14 protein-coding genes and 1 pseudogene are annotated in these 15,642 nt (G+C 33.9%); 5 read left to right on the top strand and 10 right to left on the bottom strand.

The window, feature by feature from the left end; genetic code table 11:
- From ABD941_RS08325 to ABD941_RS08310, 4 genes and pseudogenes are all read right to left on the bottom strand, one after another.
- Positions 1-981: pseudogene (locus ABD941_RS08325) on the bottom strand (T9SS type B sorting domain-containing protein); the annotation flags it as partial.
- A 298-nt stretch (positions 982-1,279) separates the two neighbouring features.
- Positions 1,280-4,900, bottom strand: coding sequence for a lectin-like domain-containing protein (locus tag ABD941_RS08320; protein WP_345273649.1), 3,621 nt, complete (start codon positions 4,898-4,900; stop codon positions 1,280-1,282).
- Positions 4,901-5,198: 298 nt separating this feature from the next.
- Positions 5,199-5,747, bottom strand: coding sequence for a YciI family protein (locus tag ABD941_RS08315; RefSeq protein ID WP_345273648.1), 549 nt, complete (start codon positions 5,745-5,747; stop codon positions 5,199-5,201).
- A gap of 18 nt (positions 5,748-5,765) precedes the next feature.
- A complete protein-coding gene (locus ABD941_RS08310; protein WP_345273647.1) occupies positions 5,766-6,233 on the bottom strand; it encodes a CYTH domain-containing protein in 468 nt (155 codons plus the stop codon).
- Between the two features lie 69 nt (positions 6,234-6,302).
- On the opposite strand from ABD941_RS08310, the gene dinB reads away from it, so the two are divergent.
- Positions 6,303-7,403 carry a DNA polymerase IV gene (gene dinB / locus ABD941_RS08305; protein ID WP_345273646.1) on the top strand — a complete coding sequence of 367 codons (1,101 nt, stop codon included), beginning with the start codon at positions 6,303-6,305 and terminating at the stop codon, positions 7,401-7,403.
- Here dinB and pdxR read toward each other — a convergent pair.
- Complete coding sequence (pdxR, locus tag ABD941_RS08300) at positions 7,375-8,871, bottom strand: MocR-like pyridoxine biosynthesis transcription factor PdxR (protein WP_345273645.1); 1,497 nt, start codon at positions 8,869-8,871, stop codon at positions 7,375-7,377. The genes dinB and pdxR overlap by 29 nt on opposite strands.
- 86 nt (positions 8,872-8,957) lie before the next feature.
- On the opposite strand from pdxR, the gene ABD941_RS08295 reads away from it, so the two are divergent.
- The 3 genes from ABD941_RS08295 to ABD941_RS08285 are packed head-to-tail and all read left to right on the top strand — an operon-like array spanning position 8,958 to position 10,438.
- Positions 8,958-9,248, top strand: a complete 291-nt coding sequence (locus ABD941_RS08295; RefSeq protein ID WP_345273644.1) for a DUF1272 domain-containing protein — start codon at positions 8,958-8,960, stop codon at positions 9,246-9,248.
- A gap of 3 nt (positions 9,249-9,251) precedes the next feature.
- Positions 9,252-9,767: a GNAT family N-acetyltransferase gene (locus ABD941_RS08290; RefSeq protein ID WP_345273643.1), complete on the top strand. Its 516-nt coding sequence runs from the start codon at positions 9,252-9,254 to the stop codon at positions 9,765-9,767.
- Positions 9,768-9,769: 2 nt separating this feature from the next.
- Positions 9,770-10,438, top strand: a complete 669-nt coding sequence (locus ABD941_RS08285; protein ID WP_345273642.1) for a pyridoxamine 5'-phosphate oxidase family protein — start codon at positions 9,770-9,772, stop codon at positions 10,436-10,438.
- A gap of 149 nt (positions 10,439-10,587) precedes the next feature.
- Here the strand turns inward: ABD941_RS08285 and pyk are convergent, their stop codons facing one another.
- From pyk to ABD941_RS08260, 5 genes are all read right to left on the bottom strand, one after another.
- Complete coding sequence (pyk, locus tag ABD941_RS08280; RefSeq protein ID WP_345273641.1) at positions 10,588-12,030, bottom strand: pyruvate kinase; 1,443 nt, start codon at positions 12,028-12,030, stop codon at positions 10,588-10,590.
- Entirely contained in the window at positions 12,030-12,515 is a 486-nt protein-coding gene (locus ABD941_RS08275; protein WP_345273640.1) for an IPExxxVDY family protein, read from the bottom strand. Before ABD941_RS08275 ends, pyk begins: the two co-directional genes overlap by 1 nt.
- A 120-nt stretch (positions 12,516-12,635) precedes the next feature.
- Positions 12,636-13,376: a ribonuclease III gene (gene rnc, locus ABD941_RS08270; protein WP_345273639.1), complete on the bottom strand. Its 741-nt coding sequence runs from the start codon at positions 13,374-13,376 to the stop codon at positions 12,636-12,638.
- 7 nt (positions 13,377-13,383) lie between these two features.
- On the bottom strand, positions 13,384-14,634 hold the full coding sequence (fabF, locus tag ABD941_RS08265; protein ID WP_345273638.1) for a beta-ketoacyl-ACP synthase II: 1,251 nt from the start codon (positions 14,632-14,634) through the stop codon (positions 13,384-13,386).
- A gap of 12 nt (positions 14,635-14,646) precedes the next feature.
- Positions 14,647-14,880 carry an acyl carrier protein gene (locus ABD941_RS08260; RefSeq protein ID WP_007647141.1) on the bottom strand — a complete coding sequence of 78 codons (234 nt, stop codon included), beginning with the start codon at positions 14,878-14,880 and terminating at the stop codon, positions 14,647-14,649.
- Positions 14,881-15,066: 186 nt separating this feature from the next.
- On the opposite strand from ABD941_RS08260, the gene purN reads away from it, so the two are divergent.
- Complete coding sequence (gene purN, locus ABD941_RS08255; protein ID WP_345273637.1) at positions 15,067-15,633, top strand: phosphoribosylglycinamide formyltransferase; 567 nt, start codon at positions 15,067-15,069, stop codon at positions 15,631-15,633.
- The last annotated feature ends 9 nt before the right edge of the window (positions 15,634-15,642 follow it).

The raw sequence follows: 15,642 nt of genomic DNA, 5'->3' as shown, positions 1-15,642 counted from the left end.
TTGTGCGCCAGTGACTTCCCAAAGACAAGTCGTGTTATTAAAAGTAGCGGTCTCCCAGCATTCTAAGCCTGTAGGCATGGGCAATCCTTGAGTTATTGTTACTAAATATTCATTAGAAAATGTAACACATAAATCATTACTTAAACTAGCAGTGCTTTCACCTATTTTAGTCCTATAGTAACTAGTAGTTGATGTTGATATTATTGTACTTTGATTTATCTGACCAGCAATATCACTCCATGTTATGCCATCTGCACTGACTTGCCATTGATAAAAATAAGAGCTGTAAACCGAGCCATCTGGATCAGCTGTTAATGTAGTTGAATATGTTGTACTTGGAGCAATACATACATTAGCAGAACTAGCATTTGAAGAATCTGTAACTTCTGCATTATCGCCACAGGATTTAAATGCTATATCATCAATGGCCAAATCATTACCACAACCACCTCCTCCATTATTTATCATCCTTAAGATTACCGAGGTTTCGCTTCCTGTATTAAACACAATAGCATATTGATTCCAAATTGGAGTCGAAGTCTCATCTACATTTCCTGTATCGCCTGAACCTAGGGTTACAGTATCTAAACCATTTCTAATTTCAAATCTTACATCAATAGGTATGGCTCCTGCTCCACAAAACGTATTTTCCCTGACTAGATTTATTACCCATGCTGAAAACTCATAAGTTGTATTACGGCAAAGACCAGAAATTGTGGTTTCGTAAAATTCTCCTGCAGAAGCCGCCGCATTTACAACAAGCATTTTGCCATTAGTATCCCCTGAAGTATGGTCTTCTATTTGATGCCAATCAAAACCATTCCCAAATGTACCATCGGAGACGGTATACAATCCATCAAGAGGATAACCACTACTATATCCATAAGTAGTTGTTCCTACAGGCAATGCATTAAAACCAATCCCTGTTCCAAAATCTTCAGTAAAAATGGGGTCTCCTGAATTTCCATTGCAAAAACCCAATTGAGCTTGTACTTTAAAAATAGAAAAACCTAAAAAAACAAATAAGTATATGAGGGTATTCTTATTAATGGCTTAAAATTTTAAACTATTCATAATTATATAAACGTAATAATATGAATATGTTGATTTCTTGAAAACTAAATAAATTAAATGAATAAGAGGTAATTATTCACCCATACAAAAACAATACTAAATGTTACAAGTATTGCATCTGAGCCTATGAAATCTGTAAATAAACTAATTAATAGTACAACAAAATGATTTAAGGTGTTTTTGATATTGAATGTAGAGAAAAAAACTATCGTTTTAAAGCAAAATGAGCTTTAAACTCTTTTCTTAATAGTGAATTTGGATCAGTATATTCAACAACAAACCAATAATCATCACTAGACATGTTAGATCCATTGTAAATACCATTCCAACCTTCGCCAGTTGGATCAATTTGTTTTAATAATTTTCCATATCTATCAAATATATAAATCTTTGCAGATGCTAGAAAATTTATAGGGCTAGTAGGCGCAACAATATTCCAAGTCTCGTTATAACCATCTCCATTGGGAGTAAAATATTTAGGATAGCCAATAACAAATACAGTTCTACTACTTTCGATACAACCCCTTTTATCTCTAACTGTAACTATATGTTCTCCTATAGAAACATTATTAAAAATAGATTCGTCCTGCCATGGGCCAGCATCTAATTGGTATTCAAAATCGCCAATACTTATTGTTGTAACTTGTATAATTTGATTTTCTGAAAACGGATCCGTGGTAACTTCTGCTTCAAATTCTGGTTCTGTTAATACAGTTACTGTTGCTAGCAAACTACTTTCACACATTGTCATTGCATTTTGCACAATAACTTCATATTCACCTCCTTCTACAGGCATATAACTTCCTTGATTAGCACCTACTATGGGGACACTATTTAATAACCATGTGAAATTATATATAGGTGTATTTAATCCTGTATCAATAGTTGTAGGTAATATTATGACACTATTTGTATCAAAACAAAGAAAGTATTCATTTTCCAAAGTAAAATCAGGATCACCAAACACTTCAATAGTTAAACTAACGGGAGATGGACAAAATCCAGGATCTGGTGTAAACGTGTATGTAGTGGTAGCCATATTATTCAATGCAGGACTCCAAGTACCTGGCACACCATTATCTGAAACTGTTGGTAAAGGTGCTAACATATCTCCAATACAAACAGGAAGTATTTGACTAAATATAGGTGCCTGATTAGGGTTTACGGTAATAGTCATGGTCTGGACCGTGGCACACTGCCCTATGCTTGGTGTAAATGTATATGTTGTTGTGATGGTATTATCTAATGCAGGATTCCATGTTCCTGTAATCCCTTCATTGGATGTAGTTGGCAGCGCAGTCAAAGTATCGCCACTACAAATAGCTGCTACTTGATTAAAGGTTGGGATTATTATTGGGTTAACTGTAATGGTCATGGTTTGTTCTATTACACATAGTCCTGAACTTGGTGTAAATGTATAAACAGTTGTCGTTGTATTATCTAGCGTGGGACTCCAGCTTCCCATCACTCCTTCGTTGGATATGGTTGGTAGCGCAGCTAAAGTATCGCCGTTACAAATAGCCGGTACTTGAGTAAAGGTTGGGGTTGTTATGGGGTTAACCGTAATGGTCATGCTTTGTCCCACTGCACATTGCCCCGAATTTGGAGTAAATGTATATGTAGTTGTCATTGTATTGTCTAACGCGGGGCTCCATATTCCCGTTATCCCCTCGTTGGATGTTGTTGGTAGTTCAGCTAAGGTATCACCATTGCAAATAGCAGGTACTTGAGTAAAGGTTGGGGTTGTTATGGGGTTGACCGTAATGGTCATGATTTGTTCAACGGCACACTGCCCCGAACTTGGGGTAAAGGTGTATGTAGTTGTCATTGTATTATCTAATACAGGGCTCCAACTTCCCGTTATCCCTTCGTTGGATGTTGTTGGTAGTACAGCTAAGGTATCACCATTACAAATAGCAGGTACTTGAGTAAAGGTTGGGGTTGTTATGGGGTTGACCGTAATGGTCATAGTTTGCTCTATTACACATTGCCCTGAACTTGGTGTAAATGTATAAACAGTTGTCGTTGTATTATCTAGAGCGGGGGTCCAGCTTCCCATTACTCCTTCGTTGGATATGGTTGGTAGCGCAGCTAAAGTATCGCCGTTACAAATAGCCGGTACTTGGGCAAAGGTTGGGGTTGTTATGGGGTTGACCGTAATGGTCATGCTTTGTCCCAATGCACACTGACCAGAATTTGGAGTAAATGTATATGTAGTTGTCATTGTATTGTCTAACAAAGGGCTCCAGATCCCCGTTATCCCCTCATTGGATGTTGTTGGTAGTGCAGCTAAGGTATCACCATTACAAATAGCCGGTACTTGGGCAAAGGTTGGGGTTGTTATGGGGTTGACCGTTATAGTCATGCTTTGTCCCACTGTACATTGCCCCGGATTTGGTGTAAATGTATATGTAGTTGTCATTGTATTATCTAACGCGGGACTCCACGTTCCCGTTATCCCTTCGTTGGATGTTGTTGGTAGCGCAGCTAAAGTATCGCCGTTACAAATAGCCGGTACTTGAGTAAAGGTTGGGGTTGTTATGGGGTTAACCGTAATGGTCATGCTTTGTCCCACTGCACATTGCCCCGAATTTGGAGTAAATGTATATGTAGTTGTCATTGTATTGTCTAGCGCGGGGCTCCATATTCCCGTTATCCCCTCGTTGGATGTGGTTGGTAGTGCGGCTAAAGTATTGCCACTACAAATAGCAGGTACTTGAATAAAGGTTGGGGTTGTTATGGGGTTGACTATGATGGTCATGGTTTGAGGCATTGCACATTCTCCAGCATTCGGAGTAAATGTATATGTAGTCGTTGTAGTATTATTTACAGCTGGGCTCCAGGTTCCTACTATTCCTTCGTTAGAAGTGGTTGTCAATGCAGCTAAACTTTCACCACTGCAAATCGGTCCCACTGTTGTAAAGCTTGGTAAGGCTATAGGTTCAACTGTTATAGTAACTTCCTCTGTAGTAGTCTCTCCACAAGCATCATTAATAGTAACTGTATAATCGGTAGTGGTAGACGGCGTAAATGTAGGGTTAGCAATATTTGGATCACTAACACCCGCTGTAGGACTCCAAGAATATGAAGCTCCACTAGGCACTGTTGCATCAAGGCTAACGGTTTCCCCTAAACAAATCGTTTCATTTTGTAATGTTAAATTTTCAACAAATGTAATACTGTTAAAGCATAATTGGTGCAAGTTAGAAGACCCTCCAGTTGACCCTACAAATCCAAAAAACACATCATTATCTCCAGAAAATATTGTGTTTTTAATATCACTTGTTAAGCTTGCCCTAAGGACACAATCAAAAAAAACATTAAAAGTTTGAGCCAAAGCATTCCATTGTATTTTAATTTCATGATCTACCCCATCTTCAATATTGGTACTTGTGGCGCTGGCTTGTATAGGTCCAACAAGGCTATTAAAAGTGCTACTATGATTTGAATTACCATCTCTTATAATTGAAATGTGATCCCATGTTGGATCTGCGTTAACTATATTTTGCCAAGTGTCAAATTCAACTATTAGCGACGGTGAGATGCCCTGAAAACCTAAACCTCCACCAACGCCACCTATTTCCGGGTTTGAGTTTCTTTTAAAAACCAAGGCCATACCGTCTGCCCCATTAACATCATTTGTGCCAAAATTATTCTGATAGTATATCGTAAAATCTTCTGAAAAATCTATAGGGTTATTGAACCAGATACCACCTGATTGATTAAGCTCATTTGGGGTTATTATAAAGCAATTACTGCCTTGATTTACAGCGCTTCCAATTGTTGTTGCATTAAGTTGCCCAAATACCTGTGTAGCACTAGTCATAATTAAAAAAACTATAACTAAATTTATAAAGTTTGCTAATGCACAATACTTACTTCTCATTATATAATAAATCAATAATTTATATTTTGTCCAATATATATATAAAAAAGAGATTATATATAATTTAGAACCTATTCAAAACCTATACAAGCAAAAAAATAAGGAAAAAGCCAAAACATGAAACTCATTAAATGATTACTTTCTAACGAATTTTTTAACAAACCTTAACCCAGCTAAAACGTAATTATTATATGGTGATAATATTAATTACATGGAAATAGATTTTAAAATTCAAACATTATCTTAAAGGAAACCCTTTAGCCGCCCACCACGGATGAATTTCAATTTGCAAACGCCCAGCTTTAACCATAGGGTCTGAATTAGCTAAACTATCTGCTATTTTTAAGGTTGGTACGTTGTAAATGGTTACACCCCTTATCTCGCTATCATCGCCAAAAGGACCAGAAATATCGGCATAGCCTAAGTCGTACATTTTGGTTAAATGCTCTAAATGTAATTCTTGAAGTTCTGCAGATTCTTCTTCGTTTTGTCCACGAATGGGACCTTTTTTTAAAAACGCCATAAAATATTGTTGCATTAAAATAGTGTCTTTTGTTTTTTTATCAACAAAATCAAACACTTTATAACCATTGGAAGTTAATTCTTCTTTTAATTGTTTTGTTGATTTTTTTATAGGAACTTCAACAACTTCGGTTATTACTGAATCTATAACTTCTTCAATAGTTTCAACTGTGTCTTTACCTATATCAGAAATGGGTGCTTTAGCCTCTTCTTTACAAGAAAAAACAAGCATAGCGAACAAAAAGGATAACATTATTTTTTGCATATTACATGTTTTAAATTATTACCAATTTATATAAGGGTGTTTACTTAATTGTGAATTATAATATTTTATATCACCTGTAACTTCTTCTCCCAACCAAATGGGTTTTTCAAAAGTTTCATGTTCTGTTTTTAGTTCTATTTCTGCAATTACTAAACCTTGATTATCTCCATAAAATTCATCTACTTCAAAAATATGCGTTCCTGCTTTTACTTCATAACGTACTTTATCAATTATTGTTGGCTCACAAAGTTTTAAAAGTGATTCTGCTTCTTGTTTTGAAATTTCTTTTTCCCATTCAAACCTTGATAATCCATTGCTAGATGACTGTCCTTTTACTGTTATAAAACCTTTTTCACCTCTCAACCTAATACGAACTGTACGTGCTTTATGGGTGTTTAAAAACCCTTGGGTAATTCTTGCTTTTCTGAATGCTTGGTCTTTATAGATTTCAGAGTTTACCAAAAATTTACGTTCTATTTCTATCATTAAAAACCAATTTCAAATGAATACTAAACTTCAATTTAGTAAATAATATTTAATGTCTAAATTTACACTATGTTAATTGATTTACCAATACGAAAAATTATTCATGTTGATATGGATGCGTTTTATGCATCTGTAGAACAATTGGATAATCCTGAGCTAAAGGGCAAGCCCATTGCTGTTGGCGGTGGTGGTAAACGTGGTGTAATAAGTGCAGCAAGCTATGAGGCCAGGAAATTTGGAGTTAAAAGTGCTATGGCTGGGCGCTTGGCTATAAAACTTTGCCCTGAGCTTATTTTTGTGAAAACAAATTTTGATAGATACATCGAAATTTCTAAAAAAATTAGAAAAATATTTTATGATTATACGGATTTGGTTGAACCGCTCTCACTTGATGAGGCGTATTTAGATGTTACTGAAAACAAAAAAGGAAACCCAAGTGCTTCTTTAATTGCTGAAGAGATTCGAACGCGCATTTTAGATGAAGTTGGATTAACTGCCTCGGCAGGAATTTCTATCAATAAATTTATTGCTAAAGTAGCTAGTGATTACAACAAACCTAACGGGCAAAAAACGGTAAATCCAGAGGAAGTTCTTGCGTTTTTAGAACAGTTAGATATCAGAAAATTTTATGGTGTTGGTAAAGTTACTGCTGAAAAAATGTATCAAAAAGGCATTTTTACTGGCATGGATTTGAAGCAGAAATCTTTGGAGTATTTAGATGAGAACTTTGGAAAATCTGGAGCTTCCTATTACTACATTGTAAGAGGTATTCATAACAGCGAAGTAAAACCCCATAGAACTAGAAAGAGTTTAGCAGCAGAACGTACATTTAGCGAGAACCTATCTTCTGAAGTATTTATGCTTGAAAAATTAGAGCGCATTGCAGAAGAGATATCGCGTAGGTTGTTAAAAAGTAAAATTGCAGGTAAAACCGTGACTTTAAAAATCAAATACAGTGATTTTACATTACAAACACGAAGTAAAACATTGCCTTATTATATAAGTGATAAAGATGTAATTTTAGAAACCGCCAAGGATTTATTATATCAAGAAAAGCTCAATAATTCTGTTAGGTTATTAGGAATATCAATGTCTAATTTAAATACTGAAAAGAAGAAAAAACCTGAAATAAAAAAGAGCATTAGTATGCAGTTGCGATTTGAGTTTTAAAATCGTCCATTGTGTTCTTTAATCGATTTATCAATTCATAAATTTCTTCTTCGTTATACGTTGCAAAACCAATTCTTATACAATTATGCTTCAACTTAGCACTATCATAACGCTGCCAATCACCAATTTCTAACTTATGCTTTTTTGCTACTTTAGATATATTCCCCCATGAATACTTTGAATCCAATTTTACCCAAATTGCCATTCCGCCTTTTGGAATTTCAAATTCAAATAAATCCCCTAATTGAGCTTTTAAAAGATTACAAAACAAATCACGTCGTTGTTTATAAACCTTCATTACTTTTCGAATATGTCTATCTAAATCGCCAGATTTTATAAAACTGGCAAAGGTTAATTCTAGTAGTGCATCACCTTGCCTATCTATATAACCTCTTAGTTTAGAAGCTTCATCTACAAATTCTTTTGAAGCTATTAAATACCCAATTCTAAAAACTGGTGCTACCGTTTTACAAACTGAGCCTATATAAATCACGTTTCCGTTTGTATCGTGGCTTGCTAGTGGCAAAATTGGAGCATGATTATAATTAAAATCGTAATCATAATCATCTTCAATAATCGCAAAATTATATCGTCTTGAAAGGTTTAAAAGATAAATTCTTCTTTTTGCTGAAAGCGTTACTGTTGTTGGGTGATGATGATGTGATGTTACATAAACTGCTTTAATTTGTTTTTGTTTACAAAGCTTTTCAATATCATCAGTTACCATTCCGTTTTCATCAACCAAAACACGTTCTATTTTTGCTTTTTGGTATAAAAAAGTTGAATCAGCAGATGTGTAATTGGTGTTTCCAATAACAACAATATCATTATTCTTAAGTAACAATTGCGATGATAACCAAATGCCCATTTGACTACCACGTGTAATCAATACGTTTTCTTTAGTAATATGTAAACCTCTAGTAGTATTTAAATAATCTACCAAAACAGTTCGCAATGTATCATTGCCATATGTTGAGCCATAAGACAAATGATCAAATACATTTTTTTTAGAGGAAACTCTTCTATATGTTCTTGCTATTTCATCTATTGGTGTTAATCTACTATCAGAAACACCATCATTCAAGAACATAAAACCATCAATCTTTTCAATAGTTTTTTTAGATAAAATACTATTCTTATAATAGGAAAAACCTGTTTGAATTTTAAAATCAGAAACTGCAGAATTATCTAATTTTTGTTGATGTAATACAGGTAAGTTACTAAGTACAAAAGTTCCCTGTTTTGGAATGCTTTCTACCCATCCCTGCATCAATAACTCATCATAACAAGCAACAATTGTTTTTCTATGCACATTTAACTGTTCTGCTAAAACCCTACTCCCTGGAAGTTTGGTGTTAGGGATTAAAGTTTGATTTTTAATATATTGTATAATTTGATTTGATAATTGTAAATACAATGGCTGACTACTTTTTCTATCAAATTGAATACTGGTCTTAAACGGAAACATCTGGACTACTTAATATATTTATTCTGGACGACTATAGCGGTCCACAAATGTAGTATTTTTGATATAAATATTTACATATAAATAATATGCTAAAAATAAGACCAAATTGCGAGCACTGTAATAAAGATTTACCAAATACTTCCACTGAGGCTATGATATGCTCATTTGAATGTACGTATTGTAAAACATGTGCTCTCGATGTGTTTGAAAATGTATGCCCGAGTTGTTCAGGAAATTTTGTTGAACGTCCTATTAGACCACAAAGAGAAATTGAAAGAAATCCAGCTTCAATTAAACGCATTTTTAAACCAAAAGATTTAAAAGAGACTAAAATAAATTCGGATATGTTTAAAAATACTTCTCCTGAAAATAGATAGATCATGATAGAAATAAGAAGAGCAACTCCATCTGATGCAACTTATATTGCTTTGTTAGGAAGAATTACCTACTCAGAATCTCATGGAGAATATATAGAAAATAAAAAACATTTACTTGATTTTTTTAATCAACACCATTCGGTTTCTAAAATAAAGGAAGAACTGAATGATGACGATGTCTTATTTTGGATTGTTTTTTCTGATGAATTACCAATTGGTTTTGCAAAACTTTGTTTGAACATGAAACACCCATTAAAATTAGATGTTAATTCTTGCAAACTAGAAAGACTTTATATTCTGAATGATTTTATTGGTTTAAAAATAGGTTCTAAACTACAAAACATTGTATTACAAAAAGCAATGGATTTAAAATACAAAGACATCTGGCTAACTGCTTATTATAAAAATAAAAGAGGGATTAATTTTTATAAAAAAAATGGCTTCAAAGATATTGGAACCATTAATTATTTTGTTGGAGACAGTAATTACCCAAATCAAATTTTTGCTAAAGAATTATAACAATGAAAGACTATTCAAAATCAAAACTAAACAGAATAAAACGTGGGCAAATTAGAGCTACCTATGATGTTGAAAAAATCAATTCAATATTAGATGCTGGTTTTATAGCTTATGTAAGCTATATGTACCAAGATAGAGCCATTACGCTACCAATGGCTTATGGAAGAAAAGAAGATAAAATTTACTTACATGGCTCTCAAGCTAACAGGATGCTTTTAGCATTATTGGAAGCAAAACAAATGAGTATGACTGTTATGCATTTAGACGCTTTAGTTTTAGCACGCTCAGGTTTACACCATTCGGTAAATTATCGTTCAGCTACTTTATTTGGTTCTATTAAAAACCTTGAAGATCCTAAAGAAAAAGAAGATGCTCTTGCTTGTTTTATGGAACATATGATGACTGGGCGTTGGGATGGCATTAGGCCTATGCATAAAAAAGAGTTAGACAGAACTATGGTTGTTGAAATGACTATTGAAACGGCTTCTGCAAAAATTAGAGATGTTGGTGTTGGGGACGAACCAGAAGATTATAATTTAAATGTTTGGGCTGGTTTAGTACCCTTAAAACAGGTAGCTGAATATCCAATACCAGATAAAGGGTTACCACAAAAGATGGAAATTCCGAAACATGTTTTAAATTATTACCAGCAAAATAAATATGACGCTTAATACTTGAAACAAAAGTTAGCAAAAAGGTGCGTTAGCGATTGAAACGACATCCTTTTAAATAGAAAAACTGCCCAAAAGCAGTTTTTCTATTTAAAAGATATAGAGGAAAGCGCGACTATTGTGGTAACGCCCATATATTTATAATAATTTTAAAAGTTACAAGTTTCAATTTCTGTAACACGTAGTGTATTTACCATTCCTTTGGCTTGAATTGGCATGGCTGCTAAACTAATTAGCATATCGCCAACTTCTAAATAACCCATTTTACAGGCTATGCCATTTACATCTTCAATAGTTTCATCTGTACTAACAAATTTATCATAGTAAAACGCTCGAACGCCCCATAACAAACTTAATCTCGTTAAGATACGCTTGTTTGATGTAAATACTAAAATATGACAAGATGGTCTCCATGCAGAAATTTGAAAAGCTGTATATCCACTATTTGTTAGTGTTGAAATGGCTTTGGCATTAATTTCGTTTGCCATATTAGCAGCATGGAAACATATAGATTTTGTGATGTAACGGTTGGTACGAATATGTGGTGGTAGTTGAGGAACTTGGATTAATTTTGAGTTTTCAACACTCTTTAAAATGTCAGACATTTGCCTAATCACCTCAACAGGATATTGACCTACAGATGTTTCTCCAGAAAGCATTACGGCATCAGCACCATCCATAACCGAGTTTGCAACATCGTTAACTTCGGCTCTTGTTGGTGTTAAACTAGAAATCATGGTTTCCATCATTTGTGTCGCTATAATTACCGGAATTCTAGCTTTTTTAGCACGTAGCACCAATTGTTTTTGAATAAGAGGCACTTCTTCGGCTGGTACTTCTACACCTAAATCGCCACGAGCCACCATCAAACCATCACAATGTGCAACAATTTTATCTATATTTTCTACAGCTTCTGGCTTTTCAATTTTTGCGATGATAGGAATTTTATGTTCGCTATGCTTGGCTATTAAATCACGTAATTGCATTAAATCTTCAGCATGACGCACAAAAGAAAGGGCAATCCAATCTACATCTTGACTAATGGCAAAAATAGCATCTTCAATATCCTTTTCTGTTAAAGCAGGTTGTGAAATATCTGTATTTGGAAGGTTTACTCCTTTTTTAGATTTTAGTGGTCCACCTTGAATAACTTTTGCTTTTACCTCTTGTTTTTTGTCAGTTGAAACAACCTCAAAAAGTAATTTTCCATCATCTAAAAGGATGCGCTCTCCTGGTTTTGCATCTTGCGGAAACCTATCGTAGGTCATGTAAACACGCTCTTTTGTGCCTTCAAAACGCTCTCCTGTTGCAAATATTATTTCATCACCTGGATTTACAACAACCTCTTCTTTCATAACACCTACACGCAATTTTGGACCTTGTAAATCGGCTAAAATAGCTGCTGTAAAATTATACTCTTCATTAAGTTCGCGTATCATCTTTATACGCGCCTCTACATCTTTATAGTCGGCATGAGAAAAGTTAATTCTAAATACATTAACACCTTCCTCAAGCATACCTTTTAAAACGTCTTTAGTGCTTGTAGCTGGTCCTAGGGTTGCTACTATTTTGGTTTTTTTTGTTGCTGACATTAGTTAAAAATTAAATTGTCTTTTGATTTTAATTGGTTGGAATCTATACTATAAGCGGTTGCAATTTGTGGTATGGTTAATATACTATCTAAAATATATTTTTCTTTACCAAAACTAAACGCGCTATCTATTTTTAAAAAATAATTTACCGTTTTATATTCTGTCAATAAATAATTTGTTTTTATAATATTTTGTTGTGTGTCGAATAAGGACTTATAATCTATTGTTTGAAGCGTTTCGGTTTTACTTATGTTTGAAACTAAACTCCATGTTACTAACTGCTTTTCATCTTCCCATTCATAAATTGAATATGATGCCTTTCCGTTATCATAGTCTAAATCTAATACTTTTCTAGCAAGTGTAACACCTAAATATTTATTTAAAAGGTATGCTAAACGATAATCTTCTAGCGTGCAATGTATTCCGATTAAAGTGTATAAAACTTCATCAAAAGCATCGTCAAGAATAAGTTTGTGAACCGCCATACCTTGTATTTAAACTTGGTAAATATAGTATTTATAATATTGAGTTGTATTACGTTTATATTAATCTTGATAAGAAATACAACTAAAACGTTGTAGTTGATTGGTTTGAATTTAAAAGGCTTAAATCATCTTGGACATCCTGCTCTGAAATACAAAAAAAGCTCGTTTTGAAGCTTTTTCTTCTGCTTTTTTCTTTGAAGTAGCTCTGGCTTTTGATACAATTTTTTCGTCTATAGATAGTTTTACAGAAAAATGCCTAACATCATCATTTCCAGTATCTTCATAAACATTATAACCAAAAGTTTTCTTTTCTTTTTGGCACCACTCAATAAGTAAGCTTTTGTAACTAATGACTTTACCTTCTAAAGTTTCAATATCTACATAAGGAATGATAACCCGTTTAAAAATAAACTTCTCAGCATATTTATAACCTTTATCCAAAAAAATAGCACCAATCAAAGCTTCAAATAAATTGCCATGGATATTATCTCCAAACTGACCTTGAGGAATCTTACTTTCTACTAAATCAATTAATTTTAAGTCTTTCCCCAATTCATTTAAATGCTCTCTACTGACTATTTTGGAACGCATTTTTGTTAAATACCCTTCATCGCCACTCGGTACTTCAAGATATAAATGGGACGCTATTACTGAACTTAACATAGCATCTCCTAAAAACTCTAATCGTTCATAATTAAAAGGGTTGCCTTTACTATCCTTAATGTTCATAGAACGATGTGTAAAGGCTTTTTTGTAGTATTTTAGTTTTTTAGGCTTAAACCCAAGTATCTTAGCTAATTCCATAAAAAAATTCCCGTTGCGTTTAAAACGGGAATTTAGTATGTTACGAATGCTATTCATTCGGGATTTAGTCTATTTTCTTGAATAATACACAAGCGTTGTGACCGCCAAATCCAAATGTATTACTCATGGCTACTTTTACGTCGCGCTTTTGAGCCTTATTTAAGGTTAAATTTAACTCTGGATCAATGTTTTCATCTACTGTTGAATGGTTAATGGTTGGCGGTACTATACCGTTCTCCATAGCCAATATAACAGAAATAGCTTCTATAGCCCCAGCAGCACCCAAGAGGTGTCCTGTCATTGATTTTGTTGAATTAATATTTATGTTTTTAGCATGACTTCCAAATATCTCTGAGATTGCTTTAAGTTCTGCAACATCTCCTAAAGGTGTAGATGTACCATGTGTATTAATATGGTCTACATCTTCCGGCTTTAGGCCTGCATTTTCTAAACAATTCTTCATTACTGCAATAACACCAATTCCATCTGGGTGTGGTGCCGTCATGTGATAAGCATCAGAAGATAAACCTCCTCCAATAAACTCAGCATATATTTTTGCACCTCTTGCTTTTGCATGTTCATATTCTTCTAGAATTAGTGCTCCTGCACCTTCTCCTAAAACAAAACCATCTCTTGTGCCATCGAATGGACGAGATGCTGTTTCTGGGCTTTCATTTCTAGTAGATAGTGCATGCATGGCATTAAACCCGCCCATACCTGCTATGGTTACTGCTGCTTCGCTACCTCCTGTAACAACAACATCACAATGTCCTAAACGTATTGAGTTTAAAGCATCGAACATCGCATTAGCAGAAGATGCACATGCAGAAACCGTTGTGTAATTTGGCCCCATAAAACCATGTTTTATAGAGATATTTCCTGGCGCAATATCAGCAATCATTTTAGGAATAAAGAATGGGTTAAATCTTGGTGTACCATCACCATCAGCAAAGTTTAAAACTTCTTGCTGAAATGTTTCTAATCCACCAATACCTGCTCCCCATATAACACCAACACGCAGTTTGTTAACGGTTTCTAAATCCAGTTTAGAATCTAAAATAGCTTCATCTGCTGCCACCATGGCGTATTGTGCAAACTTATCCATTTTACGAGATTCTTTCCTGTCAATAAAATCGGTAACAGTAAAGTTTTTCAATTCGCAAGCGAATTTTGTTTTAAACTTTTCGGTATCATAATATGTTATAGGCGCAGCACCACTTTTACCACTTATTAAGCCATCCCAATATTCGTCTTTGGTATTGCCTATTGGTGTTAAAGCCCCTAATCCTGTGACTACAACTCGCTTTAGTTCCATAAAATTTAATGCTTATTTAGCAGCTTCTATATACGATATAGCTTGACCTACTGTTGCAATGTTTTCAGCTTGGTCGTCTGGAATTTGGATATCAAATTCTTTTTCGAATTCCATAATTAATTCTACAGTGTCTAAAGAGTCTGCTCCTAAATCGTTTGTGAAGCTCGCTTCTGTTACAACTTCGTTCTCATCTACTCCTAATTTGTCCACGATAATGGCTTTTACTCTTGATGCAATGTCTGACATAATCTTTTAATTTTAAGTTTTAATTAGTTGGCAAAAATAAAAAACTTTATTTTTAAAACACATCTTTACTTTAAAAATGTGGTTGTAATTTACTAAAATTACTTTTAAGTATTTAGATTTTACCTTCTAATTGTTAATAATTATTCTTTTTTTTGTTTGAATAATATTAACACTATAGTCTGTAAAATGAAACGTATTGTAATTTTTGCGTCCGGAAGTGGTACTAATGCTGAAAATCTAATTAAGTTTTTTCACAACAGCGATAATGCGTCTGTTATTCAAGTACTCAGTAACAATCCCCATGCCAAAGTTTTGGACCGTGCTAAAAAATTAAAAGTTAGTGCGCTTTCTTTCAATAGAATAGCGTTTTCTAAAACAAATGATGTACTTAATATTTTAAAAGCATCCAACCCAGATTTAATTGTTTTAGCAGGATTTTTATGGAAACTTCCGGAACATATTTTAAATGAATTTCCTAACAAAGTCATAAACATACACCCAGCATTATTACCAAAATATGGTGGAAAAGGTATGTATGGCATGAACGTTCATGAAGCCATTGTGGCAAATAATGAAACCGAAACAGGTATAACAATACATTATGTAAATGAACATTATGATGAGGGAAATATTATTTTTCAGACAAAATGTAACGTAAATTCATCTGACATGGTCGAAGATGTAGCTGCAAAAATTCATAAATTAGAAATGGAACACTTCCCTAAAGTGATTGAGAGCTTGTTAAAAAATTAGATTTTTCAA

The organism is Flaviramulus aquimarinus (assembly GCF_039543205.1).
Taxonomy (GTDB): Bacteria; Bacteroidota; Bacteroidia; order Flavobacteriales; family Flavobacteriaceae; genus Flaviramulus_B; species Flaviramulus_B aquimarinus.
Note: the sequence above shows the minus strand (reverse complement) of the source record. Positions and strands in the feature narration are given on the sequence as shown.

What these genes read in the sequence shown, in the direction of transcription:
- ABD941_RS08320 (WP_345273649.1), bottom strand. Translation starts at nt 4,900, where the DNA reads ATGACTAGTGCTACACAGGTATTTGGGCAACTTAATGCAACAACAATT.
- ABD941_RS08315 (WP_345273648.1), bottom strand. Translation starts at nt 5,747, where the DNA reads ATGCAAAAAATAATGTTATCCTTTTTGTTCGCTATGCTTGTTTTTTCT.
- ABD941_RS08310 (WP_345273647.1), bottom strand. Translation starts at nt 6,233, where the DNA reads ATGATAGAAATAGAACGTAAATTTTTGGTAAACTCTGAAATCTATAAA.
- dinB (WP_345273646.1), top strand. Translation starts at nt 6,303, where the DNA reads ATGTTAATTGATTTACCAATACGAAAAATTATTCATGTTGATATGGAT.
- pdxR (WP_345273645.1), bottom strand. Translation starts at nt 8,871, where the DNA reads ATGTTTCCGTTTAAGACCAGTATTCAATTTGATAGAAAAAGTAGTCAG.
- ABD941_RS08295 (WP_345273644.1), top strand. Translation starts at nt 8,958, where the DNA reads ATGCTAAAAATAAGACCAAATTGCGAGCACTGTAATAAAGATTTACCA.
- ABD941_RS08290 (WP_345273643.1), top strand. Translation starts at nt 9,252, where the DNA reads ATGATAGAAATAAGAAGAGCAACTCCATCTGATGCAACTTATATTGCT.
- ABD941_RS08285 (WP_345273642.1), top strand. Translation starts at nt 9,770, where the DNA reads ATGAAAGACTATTCAAAATCAAAACTAAACAGAATAAAACGTGGGCAA.
- pyk (WP_345273641.1), bottom strand. Translation starts at nt 12,030, where the DNA reads ATGTCAGCAACAAAAAAAACCAAAATAGTAGCAACCCTAGGACCAGCT.
- ABD941_RS08275 (WP_345273640.1), bottom strand. Translation starts at nt 12,515, where the DNA reads ATGGCGGTTCACAAACTTATTCTTGACGATGCTTTTGATGAAGTTTTA.
- rnc (WP_345273639.1), bottom strand. Translation starts at nt 13,376, where the DNA reads ATGAATAGCATTCGTAACATACTAAATTCCCGTTTTAAACGCAACGGG.
- fabF (WP_345273638.1), bottom strand. Translation starts at nt 14,634, where the DNA reads ATGGAACTAAAGCGAGTTGTAGTCACAGGATTAGGGGCTTTAACACCA.
- ABD941_RS08260 (WP_007647141.1), bottom strand. Translation starts at nt 14,880, where the DNA reads ATGTCAGACATTGCATCAAGAGTAAAAGCCATTATCGTGGACAAATTA.
- purN (WP_345273637.1), top strand. Translation starts at nt 15,067, where the DNA reads ATGAAACGTATTGTAATTTTTGCGTCCGGAAGTGGTACTAATGCTGAA.